A 16531-nucleotide genomic window follows, 5' to 3' on the forward strand; every position below is an offset into this window, starting at 1 on the left:
GCGCCGCCCCCATCGGTGCGCCGCCCCCCATCAACGCGCCGACAGGATCACCGTCTGCGGCCCCCGGCCCAGCGGCACGGTCCACATGCCGCGCGCCGCCGTGCCGCGATCGGGCGCATAGGCCGCGCCCCCCGCCGGCGCCTCGACCAGCAGCCGCGCCGCCGGGGTCGTCGCACTCGCCGCATCAAGCGTCAGCACGATGCGGCGTCGCGCGGGCTGCCATTCGGCGCGGGCGATGGTGCCCGCCGCCAGCGTGATCCACTGCCCCGCCGGCGCCACGAACAGCCGGGTGCGCGCGCCGTCGTGCGGCGTCACCGCCACCGCGTCCCCGCGCTCCGCCACGGTGCCGCCGAAGCCCAGCCAGCCCAGCGCCGGATCGCGCACCAGATAGGTCGCGGCGGCATAGGCATGGCCGAAATAACCCATGCCATAATCCCCCGTCATCGGGTCCCAGTCCATCACGTCCGGTTCCGAATGGAAGCCGGCGGCGGCGAAGCCGTCGCGATCGACATTGGTGATCCCGCCCATGAACCCGCCATAAGCGACGCGCAGCAGGTGAAGGTCGGCGGGATCGCGGCGGAAGGCGTCGAACAGCGGCACCGCGTTCAGCGCCGATCCGTAATGGTGCAGCTGCCGCTCGATCCGCTTGATCTTGCCGCCGTACAGGAAATCCCAATAGCGGCGCGCATTGCCGTTATAGCCCCAATGCGGCACCGTGGGGTCATAGCCCAGGATCACCTCGCGCGTGATCGCGGCTTCCTTCGCATGACCGAAATACCGCATCCAGGCATAGACCTCCGGCTGGCCGGTCGAATCCCACGCCATCTCGCTGCCGAACGGATAGGCCAGCGTCCGCCAGTGATCGGCGCGCTTGCGCATCAGCCCTTCGACCTCGGTCGCCTCGGCGGTCATCCCTTCGCGCTTCAGGTCGAGCAGGATTTCGAGGAATATCTCGCCCTCCATCTGGCCGAACTCGGCATAATGCGGTGCATCGCGCATCATCGCGACCGTCGTTTTGTGGGCCCAGCCCAGATACCAGCGCCAGTCGTGGCGGGTGACCAGCCCGAAATGGTTGCGCGCCAGCCGGTACAGCACCCAGTGACCGGCGGCGACATGCGGATAGTTGTAGGAGCGGCCGAGATCGTCGGCCTGTTCCTTCTTCCACGATGCCCAGGTGCTCCAGTCGACGGATGCGTCGTAATAGCGGCCGAAGCGTGCGGGATCGTACCAGAACAGGCTCTTTTTCACCCCGCCCGCATGGCGACCTTCGGCGATCTGGAGCTTGCCGACGACCGTTTCATTCACCAGCCGTTCCAGCTTGGCGACCTCGCCCGGCTCGGGATGGTCGAGCTGCTTCATCGCCGCCGCCACCCAGGCGCCGGCGCCGCCCTCGTCGCTCATCCCCGCGATCCAGACCCGCTGGTCCTGCGTGACGATGCGGTCCGCCTGCCGGTCATAGGTCAGGATCGCGGGCGCGCGGCCGAACGGATCGGCCTTGTCGTCGAACCACTGCCGCGTCGTGGCGAACCGCCCGAGATCGGCGGACACCTGCGCCAGCGGCTTCGTGACATAGTAATGCACCGCCTGCACGCTGCCATCGGCATAGGTGATCGCCACCCGCGCCCGGCCCCAGCCGCTGCCCTTCACCGTATAGCGCGCCCAGCCGGTCGGCGCCCTGGCCGGGGTCAGCGTCATCGCGCCGGCGGGGGATACCGTCACCGACCGGATCGGCTGGCCGGCCTTCACGAACAGGTCGGCGGGGGCGTCGGTCGGCACGACGTAACCGGGGATGCCGATCGCCAGCGGCCGGCCCGCTGTCGTCAGCGTCGGTTCGATCGCGCGGATCGAGGGTGCCGCGACGAAGCGGATGCCGATCGTCCGCCGCTCGCCGGGTGCCAGCGTGAAGCCGCTCGCCGGGTTCCACGGCGCCCCCGCCTTGCCGGCGACGGGGTTCGGCACCTCGCCCGCCATCGCCCTGCTCGCGACCATCCAGTCGTAGAACCCCTCCGACGTCTGTTCGCGCGGGCTGCGATCGGTGAAGACGTCGCCCGCCGGCTGCCGCCTCGCCTCGCGCAGGATGCGGTATTCCTCCAGCGGGGTGCGGGCGTCCGGCACAACCAGCAGCGCCGGGCCCTTTCCGTTCAGCCGCGTCACCTGCAGATAGCCGGCATCCTGCCCGACATAGGGATCGACGAAGCTGGCCTGCGCATGGGCCTGTTCCAGCGACCGGCCGCTGATGATGTTGTCGAACACCATCGGCAGCCCCAGCGCGCCGATCTCCACCGCCTGCTTGCCGGGATTGGCGATGGTGATGCGCATCGCGGGCGCCCCGTCCTGCTGCACCCAGGCGCGCTCGACCGTCAAAGGAAAGCCGTCGCCCATCGACGCGGTGATGTCGGCTCGCGCGATCACCGCGCCACCGGGGGCCAGCGGCCGCACCGGCCGGCGGGTGCGCGCGGAGGAATAGTCGCGCCACGCGCCATCCCCGGTGCGCAGCCGGACATGGATGTCGCCGACATGGTTGTATCCGTCGCCCCGCCGCTCGCCCGCGCGGTTCGACGGCAGGAAATCGAACCCGCCCTCGCCGCGCGGTGCCAGCCGCGCCAGCGTCTGCGTGTCGCGGCGCAGCGCCATGTCGAACACCCCGACGGCGTAGCGATCCTCGGTCGGCGCGGCCGGCGCAGGCGGAACGGCGGGCACCGCCGGGGCCTGGGGAACGGCGACCGGCGCGGCGGCAAGCAGCGGCGGGATCGCCAGCAGGACAGTCGGCAACAGCTTGTCGATACGCACGCCTGATATTCTCCCCCGGCTCGCCTCGGCGATGGTAACACGGCATGAATGGTTGACCATCGTCCACCGCCTGATTATCGTATACTATATTATTGGGAGATGGAAATGTCGATCGGTCGCCGCACCTTCCTGATGAGCGGCGCCACCCTGCCCCTCGCCGCCCTGCCCCCCGCCGCTCGCGCCATGACCGCCGCCCTGCCGGCCAAGGCCAGGGCGCTGCCGCTCTCCGCCGTCCGGCTGCGCCCCTCCGACTTCGCCCATGCGGTCGAGGTCAACCGCGCCTATCTGCTGCGGCTCGAACCCGACCGGCTGCTCCACAATTTCCATGCCTTCGCCGGCCTGCCCCCCAAGGCAAAGGTCTATGGCGGCTGGGAAAGCGATACCATCGCCGGCCACACGCTGGGTCATTACCTGTCGGGGCTGGCGCTGACCCATGCCCAGATCGGCTGCGACGACTGCGCGCGCCGTGCCGCCTACATCATCGACGAGCTCGCCGCGTGTCAGGCCAAGAACGGCGACGGCTATGTGGCGGGCTTCACCCGCAAGCGCAAGGACGGCCAGGTCGTCGACGGCAAGGAGATCTTTCCGGAGATCATGCGCGGCGACATCCGCTCCGCCGGGTTCGACCTCAACGGTTGCTGGGTGCCGTTCTACAATTGGCACAAGCTCTATACCGGTCTGTTCGACGTCATCGACCATATCGGCCCCAACCCCGGGGCGATGGCGATCGCTACCGGGCTGGGCGCCTATATCGAGCGGGTGTTCGCGGCGCTGGACGACGAACAGGTGCAGACGGTGCTGGCCTGCGAACATGGCGGCCTGAACGAAAGCTTCGCCGAACTCCACGCCCGCACCGGCGATCCGCGCTGGCTGAAGCTGGCGGAGCGGATCTATCACAAGAAGGTGCTGACGCCGCTCAGCGAGAAGCGCGACGAACTGGCGAACATCCACGCCAACACGCAGGTGCCCAAGCTGATCGGGCTGGCCCGCCTGTACGAGATCACCGGCAATCCGGCGCATGGCACCGCCGCCCGCTTCTTCTGGGAACAGGTGACGCGTCATCACAGCTACGTGATCGGCGGCAATGCCGACCGCGAATATTTCACCGCGCCCGACACCATCGCACAGCACATCACCGAACAGACATGCGAGCATTGCAACACGTACAACATGCTGAAACTGACGCGGCAGCTCTATTCGTGGCAGCCCGACGGCGCGCTGTTCGACTATTATGAACGCGCGCACCTGAACCACGTCATGGCGCAGCAGGAACCGGTGAACGGCGGCTTCACCTACATGACCCCGCTGATGACCGGGGCGAAGCGCGAATATTCGGCGATGGACGGCGAGGAATTCTGGTGCTGCGTCGGCACCGGCATGGAAAGCCATGCCAAGCACGGCGAAAGCATCTTCTGGGAAGGCGGCGACACGCTGATCGTCAACCTCTACATCCCCGCCGACGCGCGCTGGGCCGCGCGCGATGCGAAGGTCGGCCTCGCCACCGCCTGGCCGTTCGAGGGCGAGGCGACGTTGCGCTTCGACGCGCTGGGCAAGCCCGGCACCTTTCCCGTCGCGTTGCGCGTGCCCGGCTATGCGGCCTCGGCCGATCTGTTTCTCAACGGCAAGCCGGTGACGGCGGCGCGCGCAGGCGGCTATGCCATCGTCGAGCGGCGCTGGAAGAAGGGCGACACGGTCACCATCCGCCTGCCGCTCGACCTGCGGCTGGAGGCAACACCGGGCGACGACCGGACGGTCGCGGTGCTGCGCGGCCCGCTGGTGCTGGCCGGCGATCTGGGGCGCGCCGACGGGGCATGGGACCGGCCCGATCCCGCGATGGTCGGCACCGATCTGATCGCGCGCTTTCGCCCCGTCGCGATGGACCAGGCGCAGTATGAAACCGATGGTCTGGTCCGTCCCGGCGACCTCAGCTTCGTGCCCTTCTACCGCCAGCACGACCGCCGCAGCGCGGTGTATTTCAAGCGTTTCACCGCGGCCGAATGGCAGGTGGAAGAAGCCGCCTTCCTGACGGAACAGGCCCGCCAGAAGGACCTCGCCGCCCGCTCGGTCGACGTGATGCACCTGGGCGAGATGCAACCCGAACGCGATCACCAGCTGACCTCGGACATCTCCTATCCCGTGTCCTATCGCGGTCGCTCCGGCCGCGACGCGCGCAGCGGCGGGTTCTTCGAGTTCACGATGGCGGTGAAGCCGGGGCCGCTGATGTTGCAGGCGACCTATTGGGGTGACGAGCGCAAGCGCAGCTTCGACATCCTGATCGACAACCAGCGCATCGCCACCCAGTCGCTGGACGCGGACCGGCCCGGCCAGTTCTTCGATGTCGATTATCCGCTGCCCGAGGCGCTGACCCGCGGCAAGAAACAGGTGAAGGTGCGCGTCGTGCCGCATGACCGGAACAGCGCCGGCCCGGTGTTCGGGATGCGGCTGTTCACCGCGAAGCCCGCGACGACCCCGGCACCCACCGTATGAGCGACGATCATGTCCGGATGACGCTGGCCGAGGTACGCGACTATGCGCGCGCCACGCTGACCCGGGTCGGCCTGTCGCCCGCCCATGTCGCCGCGGTGGCGGAGACGATGGTGGCGGGCGAGCGCGACGGGTGCGGCGCGCATGGGCTGTACCGCCTGCTCGTCGCCGCGCACAGCGTCGCGAGCGGGGTGGTGGTGCCGGATGCGGTGCCCGTCGCCTCGCGGCTGAAGCCGGGGCTGGTGCGGGTCGATGGGGGCGGCGGCTTCGCGCAGCTAGCGTTCGAGACCGGGCGCCCCCTGCTGGTGGAGGCGGCGCGGGCGGGCGGCATCGCCGCGCTGGCGCTGAACGACGTGGTCCATTTCGCCGCGCTCTGGCCCGAGATCGAGGCGCTGGTCGATGACGGCCTCGTTGCGCTCGCCTTCACCCCCAGCCATGCTTGGGTCGCCCCCGCCGGCGGCACGAAGTCGCTGTTCGGGACCAATCCGATCGCCTTCGGCTGGCCCCGCCCCGGCGGCACGCCGTTCGTGTTCGACTTCGCCACCTCGATGGTCGCGCGCGGCGAGATCGAACTGCACCGCCGCGCCGGCCAGCGGATACCGACCGACTGGGGCCACGCCCCCGACGGCGGCGACACCGATGATGCGGCCACGGTGCTGGCCGGCGCGATGCGCACCTTCGGCGGGCACAAGGGCTCCGCGCTGGCGACGATGGTGGAACTGGTCGCCGGGCCGCTGATCGGCGACCTGACCAGCGCCGAATCGCTGGCCGCCGACGCGGGCCGCAAGGGCTCGCCGATCGGGGGCGAGCTGATCCTCGCGATCGATCCCGCCGGTTTCCTGGGCGATGCTGCCGCCGGTCATCTGGCGCGGGCCGAGGCGGTGTTCGCCGGCATCGAGGGACAGGGCGCGCGCCTGCCCGGATCGCGCCGCCATGCCGCCCGCGCGGTCAGCCTGCGCGATGGCGTGCTGATCCCCCGGCAACTGATCGCCGATATCGACGCCGTGACCTGAGGATATTGCATGAGGCTCCTTCCCGCGCTGCTCCTGACCGCTCTCGCCCCCCTGCCCGCCGCGGCGCAGACGCCACCGGCGTCAACCGCCGCCACCGGCGCCGACGCGCGGTTCGATGCGCTGGCGGCGGCCGAATACAAGTGGCGCGGCACGTTGTCGGCGGGGGACGAGGACACACCGCAGGACGAGGCACGCGGACTGCCCGATGTCGGCCCCGCCATGCAGGCGGCCAAGACCAAGCGGTGGACCGAAACGCTGGCGGCGCTCGACGCGATACCGCCAGCCAGCCTGTCGCCGGCGGCCCGCGACAACTACGCCGTCTATCGCGGCCAGATCGCCGCACTGCTCGCCGAACAGCGGTTCCGCGATTACGAAAAGCCCCTGACCGCCGATACCAGCTTCTGGATCGACCTGGGCTATGCCAGCCGCGCGACCTACCGCACCGAAAAGGCGTATCGTGGCTATCTGACGCTGCTTGGCGATATCCCACGTTATTTCGACCAGAATATCGCCAACATGCGTGCCGGCCTGAAGCGCGGCTTCACCCCGCCGCAGATCACGCTCAAGGGTCGCGACATCGGGGTGGCCGAGGTGGTGAAGGCAGGCGGCACCGACGCCTCCCCCTTCTACGCGCCGTTCAGGGACATGCCCGCCACCATCCCCGCCGCCACGCAAGCGGCGCTGCGCGCGGAGGCGAAGCGGCTGATCGCGGCATCGGTGGTGCCGGCGCACGCGACGCTGCTCGCCTTCCTGCGCGACGACTACATCCCCGGCGCACGGCGGACGCTGGCGGCCTATGATCTGCCGGACGGTCGCGCCTATTACGCGTCCAAGATCGCCGAATATGTCACCCGCGATCAGTCCGCCGACCAGATCCACACAATCGGCCTGGCCGAGGTCGCCAGAATCCGCACCCGGATGGGCGAGGTGATGAAACAGGTGGCATGGCGGGGCGATCTGCCCGGTTTCCTGAACTTCCTGCGGACCGACCCGCAATTCTACGTGAAGACGCCGCAGGCGTTGCTCGACCGGGCGGCATGGACCGCCAAGGAATTCGACGGCAAGGCGTCCCGCTGGTTCGGCCGCCTGCCCCGCGCCCGCTTCGCGATCGAACCGGTGCCGGCCGATCTCGCGCCCTTCTACACCGGCGGGCGCGGTGGTCCCGGCATCTATCTGGTCAACACCTGGAACCTGTCGGCGCGCCCGCTCTACTCGCTGCCCGCGCTGACGCTGCACGAAAGCGCACCCGGCCATGCATGGCAGATGCCGTTCGCGATGGAGCTGGAGGGGCTGCCCGACTATCGCCGCAACACCTATATCTCTGCCTATGGCGAGGGCTGGGCACTGTATTGCGAGGCACTGGGCGAGGATATGGGGCTGTACCACACCCCCTACGAGACGTTCGGAATGCTCAGCTACCAGATGTGGCGCGCCGCCCGATTGGTGGTCGACACCGGCATCCATACGCGTGGCTGGACGCGCGAACGGGCACAGGCCTTCCTGCGGGACAACACCGCGCTGTCGACCCACGAGATCACGACCGAGGTCGACCGTTACATCGCCTGGCCGGGCCAAGCCCTCAGCTATTACATGGGCGAACTGACCTTCCTCGCCGGGCGCGCGAAGGCGGAAAAGGCGCTGGGCGCGAAATTCGATATCCGCGCCTTCCACGATGCCATGCTGTCGCTGGGATCGGTGCCGTTGCCGCTGGTCGATGCGCGGGTTGACCGCTTCATCGCCGATGGCGGCAAGGGGCCTTATCCGCTCACGCCCTGATATCAGCCCACTCCGTTCCGTCATGGCGAGCGCAGCGAAGCAATCCAGCGCCGGACCAGAACGCCCTGGATTGCTTCGCTCCGCTCGCAACGACGAACATCCGGTTCGACCTGATGTCATCCGGCTCTAGCTGCGCTCGCATCCCATGACGTCACGCTCAGGCCAGGCCCCGCTCCCGCCCTTTACCCGAACGGCCGGTCGATCGACGGCTGCGGCGTGGTGAACCATGCGGCGCCGGTATCGGTGACATGGAAATGATCCTCCAGCCGCACCCCGAACCGGTCGGGCACGACGATCATCGGCTCGTTGGAGAAGCACATGCCCGGCGCCATCGGCGTGGTGTCGCCCCGCACCAGATTGGCGGGTTCGTGGATCGACAGGCCGATGCCGTGGCCCGTGCGGTGCGGCAGACCCGGCAGGTGATAGCCGGGGCCAAGCCCCGCCCCCTCCAGCACCACCCGCGCCGCCGCGTCCACCGCCTCGCACGGCACGCCGGGTCCCGCGGCGGCGAAGGCGGCCGCCTGTGCCGCGTGTTCGACATCCCAGATATCGCGGATGTCCTGCGCCACCGATCCGAACGCATAGGTGCGGGTGATGTCGGAATGATAGCCGTGGACGCGGCAACCGGTGTCGATCAGCACCAGTTCGTCTTCCGCCAAGCGCTGGTCGCCGGGCAACCCGTGCGGAAACGCGGTCGCGCGGCCGAACTGCACCGCGCAGAAGAACGAGCCGCCACCCCCGATCGCGTGGTGCGCGGCATCGATGAAACGGATCACCTCGCTCGCGGCGATGCCGGGCCGCAGGATCGCGGCGGCGCGGGCCTGCACCTCCAGCGTCATCGCCTTCGCCTCTGTCAGGCAGGCGAGTTCGGCCGCCGACTTCACCATCCGGCACCCGTCGATCGCCGGCGCGCCGTCGACCAGCGCGATGCCGAAGCCGCGCAGCCGTTCCGCCCACGCGAACGGCATCAGCGGATCGACCGCGACCGCCCCCATCCCGCGGGCGGCATCCGCGACCAGCGCGACCGGGTTCTCGTCCTCCTCCCACAGCCGCAGATCGGCGGAAATCGTCAGATCGGCCTCCAGCGAGCCGAGCTCGAACCGCGGGCAGATCATCACCGGCTCGCCCGCGACCGGCAGCAGCAGCGCCACCATCCGCTCGGTCGCGCCCCAGGGCACGCCGGTGAAGTAACGCAGGCTGGACCCGGTATGGACCAGCAACACCCCCGCGCCCGCCGCCGCGGTCAGCGCCCGCGCGCGGTCCAGCCGGACGGCATATTCATCCGCCGCGATCGGTGGCACGCGATGCGCCGGCGGGGTGATCGCGGCAAGCTGGGTGGTGGCGTCGGAACGGCCGATGGTCATGGCGTCAGCTTTCGGAAACGGTCGATGGCGAAGGGCGAAAGGTCGATCGCGGGCGTGGCGCCGGTCAGCAGGTCGGCGACCAGCTCTCCGGTCACCGCGGCCAGCGTCAGCCCCAGATGCTGGTGGCCGAAGGCATAATACAGATTGTCGGCGCGGGTCGAGCGGCCGATCGCCGGCAGATAATCCGGCAGCGTCGGCCGCGCACCCATCCAGCGACGGAACGGCCCCGCGATCGGCAGGCCCAGTTCGGCGACGTGCCGCTCCAGCCGCGCCCATTTGCGCGGGTCCGGCGCGGCATCCGCCCGCCCCAGTTCGACGAAGCCCGCCACCTGCACGCTGTCGGCGTAGCGCGTGACGATGATCGACCGATCCTCGAACACCACCGGCGGCAGGTCGGCGGGCCACCGCTCGGCCTGCCCCCGGATATGATAGCCACGCTCGGCGATCAGCGGCACGCGATGCCCGGCGACCGCCATCGGCGCGGCCGATCCGATCCCGGCGGCGATCACGATGCGATCGGCCGCGATGCCCCGGATCGTCATCCGGTCGCCATCGCGGAACAGCGTCGCCGTATCGCGCACCGTCTCGACCCCGGCCGCCGCCAGCGCCGTGTCCAGCGCCTGTGCGAGCCGGTCGAGATCGGCGATCTGGCCACTGCCGGTGAAGCGGATCGCCGCCGCCACCTGCGGCGACAGCGACCGCAGTCGGGCGAGGTCGGCGTCGGTGGCGGCGTCGATCCGGGTGGTGCCGATATCCGCCGCCCGCCACTGGGCGATCCCCGCCGCGGCGCGGACGGCATCGGGCCAGGTGACGAAATGTCCGTCCTCGCGGAGCAGGTCGCCGGCGTCGACCGCCGCGACCAGCCGCCGCCATGCCGGCATCGCCCCCGCCAGCAACCCGCGCAGCGCGGCCGATCCCGCCGCGAACCGCGTGGGGGTGGACGCCGCCAGCAGCCGGATCGCGAACGGCAACCACGTCCCGGCCTGCGCCACCGGCAGGTCGAGCGGCCCGCCCCGCGCGAACAGCCGCCCCGGCACGCTGCAGATCATCGCGGGCGAGGCGAGCGGCGCGACCTGTTCGGTCGCCAGATGCCCGGCATTGCCCCACGATGGCGCCGACCGGTCGGCGGCGGGATCGATCATCGTCACCCGTTCGCCACGACGCGCCAGCGACAGCGCCACCGCGCGCCCGACGATGCCGCCGCCGATCACCGCCACCGTCACGGCCTGTGTTCCCGCATGTGGTTTTCCTTCTTGATCACCACATGGTGGTATCGTATACGATTCACGTAAACAAGTATCGGGACATGATAATGACGATCGATTGGCAAGGTGTTTTCCCGGCGGTGACCACGCAGATTCGGGAGGACCTGTCGATCGACCTGGCCGATACCCAGCGCGTGGTCGACGACCTGATCCGCGACGGCATCACCGGCCTGATCGCGCTCGGCACGGTGGGCGAGAACAACTCGCTGACCTTCGACGAGAAGATATCGGTGCTGACCGCGATCGTCGAGGTGGTGGACGGCCGCATCCCGGTCGTCACCGGCGTGTCCGAATACGACACCCGCCGTGCCGCCGGCTATGCGCAGGCGGCCGAAAAGGCGGGGGCGAACGGCCTCATGCTGCTGCCGCCGATGGTCTATGTGCCCAAGGCGAAGGAACTGGCCGCGCATTTCCGCGGCGTGGCGGAGCAGACCGGGTTGCCGATCATGCTCTACAACAATCCGCCCGCCTATCGCACCCAGATCGACAACCAGGTGCTGGCGATGGTCGCGGACGTGCCGAACATCGTCGCGATCAAGGAATCGGCCCCCGACACGCGGCGTTTCACCGATGTGAGGAACGCGTTCGGCGACCGCTACGTCCTGTTCGCCGGGCTGGACGACGTCGCGCTGGAGGGGCTGTACCTCGGGGCGCAGGGCTGGGTCTCCGGCCTCACCAACGCCTTCCCCCGGGAATCGGTGGAGCTGGTCAACGCGTTCAAGCGCGGCGACCATGCCAAGGCGATGGAAATCTATCGCTGGTTCATGCCGCTTCTCCACCTCGATGCCGAACATGATCTCGTCCAGTCGATCAAACTGGCGGAACAGGTCATGGGCCGTGGCTCGGAACGGGTCCTGCCGCCGCGCTATCCGCTGGAGGGCGAACGCCGTGCGCAGGTGATCGCGATGGTCGAGAAGGCGGCGGCGACCCGGCCGACGCTTTCGGTCGCCAAGGCCGCCTGATACCGTCGAGCGATGCGCCACACCTTCTTCTGCATCGACGGCCATACCGCCGGTAACCCGGTCCGTCTGGTCGTCGGCGGGGCGCCGCTGCTGCGCGGCGCGTCGATGTCGGAACGCCGCCAGGATTTCCTGGCGCGGTTCGACTGGATCCGCACCGGGCTGTGCTTCGAGCCGCGCGGCCACGCGATGATGTCGGGCGGGTTCCTCTATCCGCCGACGCGCGACGATGCCGATATCGGCATCCTGTTCATCGAAACCTCGGGCTGCCTGCCGATGTGCGGGCACGGCACGATCGGGATCGTCACCTTCGGGCTGGAACACGGGCTGATCCAGCCCGCCGTGCCGGGGCGGCTGCGCGTCGAGGTGCCCGCCGGGATCATCGACATCGCCTATGAGACGGCGGGCGACCGCGTTACCGCGGTCCGCATCACCAACGTCCCCGCCTTCGTCGCGGCCAGGGGCGTGGCGATCGATGTCGAGGGGGTCGGGCCGCTGACCGTCGACGTCGCCTATGGCGGCAATTACTACGCCATCGTCGAGCCGCAGGGCGGCTATCGCGGGCTGGACGCGATGGGCGCGGAATGGCTGGTCGAGATGGGCCGCCGCGTGCGTGCCGCGATGCGGGCGGCGATCGATCCGGTGCATCCGCTCGACCCCACCATCCGCGGCGTCAGCCATGTGTTATGGGCGGATGCCCCGCGCGGGGAAGGCGCGGACGGCCGCAACGCCGTCTTCTACGGCGAGGGCGCGATCGACCGCAGCCCGTGTGGCACCGGCACCTCCGCCCGGCTGGCGCATCTGGCGGATCGCGGCACGCTGGCGCCGGGCGATCGCTTCGTCCACGAAAGCTATATCGGCAGCCGCTTCATCGGCCGGGTGGAGGCGGCGACGCACCTCGGCGGGATACCGGCGATCATCCCTTCGATCGAGGGATCGGCGATCGCCACCGGTTTCAACACGATCTGGATCGACGCCGCCGATCCGTTTGCCAAGGGGTTCGCCGTCCGATGACGGCACCGTCCCCCGCCGCGATCCTGGCCCTGGTCCCTCCCGCATCGGGTGATCCCTCCACCCAAATTGGGTAATCGTCGCCGGGGGTTATCCCATCGCCCATCCGGACCCGGCCGGTCGCGGGGCGCGGCGCCCCGCGCGGAGACGGCGTAGCCGGGTGGGGCCCGTTCATACCACCCCGTTCGCGATCGGGCCGCCCCGATCCTGTCGTGGCATTTCGGCAACGCAGCATAAACCTTTGCACATGCGGAGGGAACCGACTCGCATCTGTCATGGAACAGACATAATCCACGCACAGGGGCGTGGCCGTAGAGCGGCGATGCCGCGGGGTTCGGGGCGTCAGCCCAAAAGGGGAAAATTCAGATGCGGAACAATCTGTTCTTGGGCGTCGCCGCGATCGCGATCGTCGCGCCAGCCGGCGCGATGGCGCAGGAGACCACGTCGTCCATTCGCGGCACCGTGACCGCGAACGGCACGGCCGTGCCCGGTGCCACCGTGACGATCGTCAGCCAGTCTCAGGGCACCACCGTCAACACCACCACGGACGCCGGCGGCAGCTTCACCGCCACGGGCCTCCGCCCCGGCGGCCCCTACACCGTCAGTGTGAGCGCACCCGGCTTCTCGTCCGCGCAGGTGACCGAGATCAGCACCGTCGTCGCGCAGACCTTCGAACTGCCGATCGAGCTGACCGCCGAAGGCGCGGCCGGCACCGGCGAGGAGATCGTCGTCACCGCCGCCCGCCTGCCCAATGCGCGCACCGTGTCGCAGGGGCCGGCCACCGTGCTGAACGCGGCCGATATCGCGAACATCGCCAGCCTCAACCGCGACATTCGCGATCTGTCGCGTCGTGATCCGTTTGCCCGGCTTGACGACACGCCGACCGGCGGTCGGGCGATCTCGTTCGCCGGCCAGAATGCGCGCTATAACCGCTTCACGGTCGATGGCGTGCCGATCACCGACAATTTCGGCCTCAACGCCGATGGCCTGCCCAGCCGCCGCTCGCCGATCCCGTTCGATGCGATCGGCCAGTTCCAGGCACAGGTCGCCCCCTATGACGTGCGTCAGGGCAATTTCCAGGGTGGTGCGATCAACATCATCCTGAAGTCGGGCACCAACGAATTCCACGGCACCGGCTTCTACGCCCGTTCGGGTGACGAATTCGTCGGCAAGAAGACGAAGCCCGGTCCCGGCATCCTGAACGGCCGCGCCACGGTGCCGAACTTCAAGATCGACAATTACGGTGCCGAGCTTTCCGGGCCGATCATCAAGGACAAGCTGTTCTTCATGGTTGCGGGTGAGCGTCTGCGCGGCGGCCGTCCGATCCCGGAAGGTCCGACCGACAACAATGCCGGCACCGCGATCCCCAACCTGACACAGGCACAGGTCGATCAGGTTTCCGCGATCGCACAGAGCGTCTACAACTACGACACCGGCGGCGTGCAGCGCAGCCTGAACGACAAGGACGACCGCGTCGTCGCGCGGATCGACGCGAACCTGTCCGATCGCCAGCGCCTGGCCCTCACCTACACCTATGCCGATGACGGCGTGACGCTGCTCAACAACACGTTCAGCACGATCACCACCGGCAGCCCCGGCCTGGGTCTGGCGTCAAACGCCTATACGCAGGGCAACCGTCTGCACACCGGGGTCGTCCAGCTGAACTCCGACTGGTCGGACACCTTCTCGACCGAAGCACGCGGTTTCTACAAGCACTATACCCGCATTCAGGAACCACTGAACGGTCGCGGCTTCGCGCAGATGCGCGTCTGCACCAACCCGACCTCGATCGGGTCGCTGACGGGCTGCGAATCCAGCGTCACCGGCCGCGCCGGCACCGACGCGGTGGTGTCGTTCGGTCCGGACAGCTCCCGCCAGACCAACGAGCTGTACACCGAAACCTGGGGCGGCCTCGTTCAGGCGCGCCTGACGATGAACGACCACGATCTGCGCGTCTTCACTGAAATCCAGGACGTGTCGATCTTCAACTCGTTCCTGCAGAACAGCGCTGGCAGCTACTACTTCGACTCGATCGCCGATTTCCAGGCGCGTCGTGCCAGCACCTTCGCCTATGGCAACGCGATCCGCGCCAACAATGGCCTCGACGCGTTCAATCCGGACGCCGCAGCCGCCAAGTTCGGCTATCAAAGCTACACCTTCGGTATCATGGACAACTGGCGGATCACGCCAACGCTGAATATCACTTACGGCGCGCGCTACGATCTCTATGCGATGCATGACAATCCGGCGCTCAGCAACGCGTACCTTTCGCGTTATTCGAATGGTGCGGTCGTCAATGGCCAGCTGAAGGTGATCGGCGGCAACACGACCAATATCTCCGGCTTCAACCTGTTCCAGCCGCGTGCCGGATTCGACTGGAAACCGGCTCGGCGTCTGTCGATCCGCGGCGGCGGCGGTATCTTCGGCGGCGGCACGCCCGACGTGTACGTATCGAACAGCTTTTCGAACACCGGCGTGTTGACCAACTCCCTGTCGCTCACCCGCACCGCGACCGGCTATAACGGCTTCCCGACCGGAACCGCGGCTGCGACGCAGCTTGAGGTCGGCAATGCCGCGCTGAACAATGTCACCGGCACCTCGATCCCGGCCAGCGTCAATACCACGCTCGGCAATGCGACCGTCGCGACCAGTTCGACCGTCAACGCGCTCGATCCGAACTTCAAGGTGCCGTCGCAGTGGCGCGCCACCCTGTCGGGCGAATACACCGCCAACCTTGGGCCGCTTGGCGACGACTGGATCTTCGGGGCCGATTTCCTGTACTCGGACGTGCGTAATCAGGTGTTCTTTACCGACATTCGCTCGCAGCCGATCGCCGGTTCGCTGACTCCCGATGGTCGCCAGCGTTACCAGGATATTCTGAACGGCGCCGCCAGCACCAACACCAACAGCGATATCCTGCTGACCAACACCAAGAAGGGGCGCGCCTATATCGCTGTCGCGCGCCTCGACAAGACGTGGGATTTCGGCCTCAACATCAACGGCAGCTTCACCTATCAGGATGTGAAGGATCAGTCGCCGGCCACGTCATCGACCGCTGGCTCCAACTACAGCAACGGCGCATTCGTCGATGCGAACAACGTCGCCTATGGCATCTCGAACGACCAGGTGAAGTACTTCTTCAAGTACGGCGTCAACTTCGACCACGCGTTCTTCGGCGACTCGAAAACGCAGATCGGCCTGTTCGGCGAAACCCGGATCGGTCGTCCGTACAGCTACACGTTCCAGGATTATCAGCCCTCGGGCGGCACGCCGCGCTCGGCGATCTTCGGCACCACCGGCCGCAGCACCGCGACCGGCACCGGTGGCCAGCGTTACCTGATGTACGTGCCGACCGTGAACGACCCGCTGGTGTCGTACAGCAGCGCCGAATATCAGACCGCGCTCAACAACTTCATCGACTCGTCGGGTCTCGCCAAGTATCGCGGCAAGATCGCGCCGCGTAACGCGTTCAATTCGCGCTGGTTCACGCGCCTCGATCTGCACGTGTCGCAGGAAGTGCCGACCGGTCTGGGCCGTTCGCGCCTTCAGGTGTTCGCCGATATCGAGAACCTCACCAACTTCATCAACAAGAAGTGGGGCCAGTTGCGCGAATACACCTTCCCGTACAATGCGGCGGTGACGCAGGTTCAGTGTCTTGCCGTAGCCACCGCCACGGGCGTTGCGGCGACCGGCGTCGTCACGAACAACGCGGGCCAGCCCTGCGTCCAGTATCGCTACGCACCGCTGGGTGGCACGACCAGCTTCACCACGCCGACCGATCAGGTCTATGTGAACCAGTCGCTCTACTCGATCCGCGTCGGCGCCCGCTTCTCGTTCTGAGCCGCCGGCCACGGCGCGAAGGCGGTGGT

General features: G+C 68.3%; 9 protein-coding genes. 6 read left to right on the top strand and 3 right to left on the bottom strand.

Going from position 1 to position 16531, the window contains the following annotated elements; genetic code table 11:
* Nucleotides 1-30 precede the first annotated feature (30 nt).
* Nucleotides 31-2790 (bottom strand): DUF5695 domain-containing protein, encoded by a 2760-nt coding sequence (locus IFT82_RS00300; protein WP_342355008.1) that lies wholly within the window; start codon nt 2788-2790, stop codon nt 31-33.
* 105 nt (nt 2791-2895) lie between these two features.
* Between IFT82_RS00300 and IFT82_RS00305 the strand changes: the two genes are divergently transcribed.
* From IFT82_RS00305 to IFT82_RS00315, 3 genes are read left to right on the top strand one after another with little or no spacing between them, the layout of a single operon-like run.
* Nucleotides 2896-5277, top strand: a complete 2382-nt coding sequence (locus IFT82_RS00305; protein WP_192123236.1) for a beta-L-arabinofuranosidase domain-containing protein — start codon at nt 2896-2898, stop codon at nt 5275-5277.
* Nucleotides 5274-6287 (top strand): Ldh family oxidoreductase, encoded by a 1014-nt coding sequence (locus tag IFT82_RS00310; RefSeq protein ID WP_192123238.1) that lies wholly within the window; start codon nt 5274-5276, stop codon nt 6285-6287. The genes IFT82_RS00305 and IFT82_RS00310 overlap by 4 nt, the downstream gene beginning before the upstream one ends.
* Before the next feature lie 9 nt (nt 6288-6296).
* Nucleotides 6297-8063 (top strand): DUF885 domain-containing protein, encoded by a 1767-nt coding sequence (locus IFT82_RS00315; protein ID WP_192123240.1) that lies wholly within the window; start codon nt 6297-6299, stop codon nt 8061-8063.
* Between the two features lie 182 nt (nt 8064-8245).
* On the opposite strand, the gene IFT82_RS00320 is transcribed toward IFT82_RS00315, so the two are convergent.
* On the bottom strand, nt 8246-9427 hold the full coding sequence (locus IFT82_RS00320) for a M24 family metallopeptidase (protein WP_192123242.1): 1182 nt from the start codon (nt 9425-9427) through the stop codon (nt 8246-8248).
* Entirely contained in the window at nt 9424-10650 is a 1227-nt protein-coding gene (locus tag IFT82_RS00325; RefSeq protein ID WP_192123244.1) for an FAD-dependent oxidoreductase, read from the bottom strand. The genes IFT82_RS00320 and IFT82_RS00325 overlap by 4 nt, the downstream gene beginning before the upstream one ends.
* 89 nt (nt 10651-10739) lie before the next feature.
* On the opposite strand from IFT82_RS00325, the gene IFT82_RS00330 reads away from it, so the two are divergent.
* From IFT82_RS00330 to IFT82_RS00340, 3 genes are all read left to right on the top strand, one after another.
* Nucleotides 10740-11654: a dihydrodipicolinate synthase family protein gene (locus tag IFT82_RS00330; protein WP_192123246.1), complete on the top strand. Its 915-nt coding sequence runs from the start codon at nt 10740-10742 to the stop codon at nt 11652-11654.
* Nucleotides 11655-11666: 12 nt separating this feature from the next.
* A complete protein-coding gene (locus IFT82_RS00335; protein WP_192123248.1) occupies nt 11667-12665 on the top strand; it encodes a 4-hydroxyproline epimerase in 999 nt (332 codons plus the stop codon).
* A 363-nt stretch (nt 12666-13028) separates the two neighbouring features.
* Nucleotides 13029-16502, top strand: a complete 3474-nt coding sequence (locus IFT82_RS00340; RefSeq protein WP_192123250.1) for a TonB-dependent receptor — start codon at nt 13029-13031, stop codon at nt 16500-16502.
* The last annotated feature ends 29 nt before the right edge of the window (nt 16503-16531 follow it).

Source organism: Sphingomonas sp. CFBP 8760, assembly GCF_014841615.1.
Taxonomy (GTDB): Bacteria; Pseudomonadota; Alphaproteobacteria; order Sphingomonadales; family Sphingomonadaceae; genus Sphingomonas.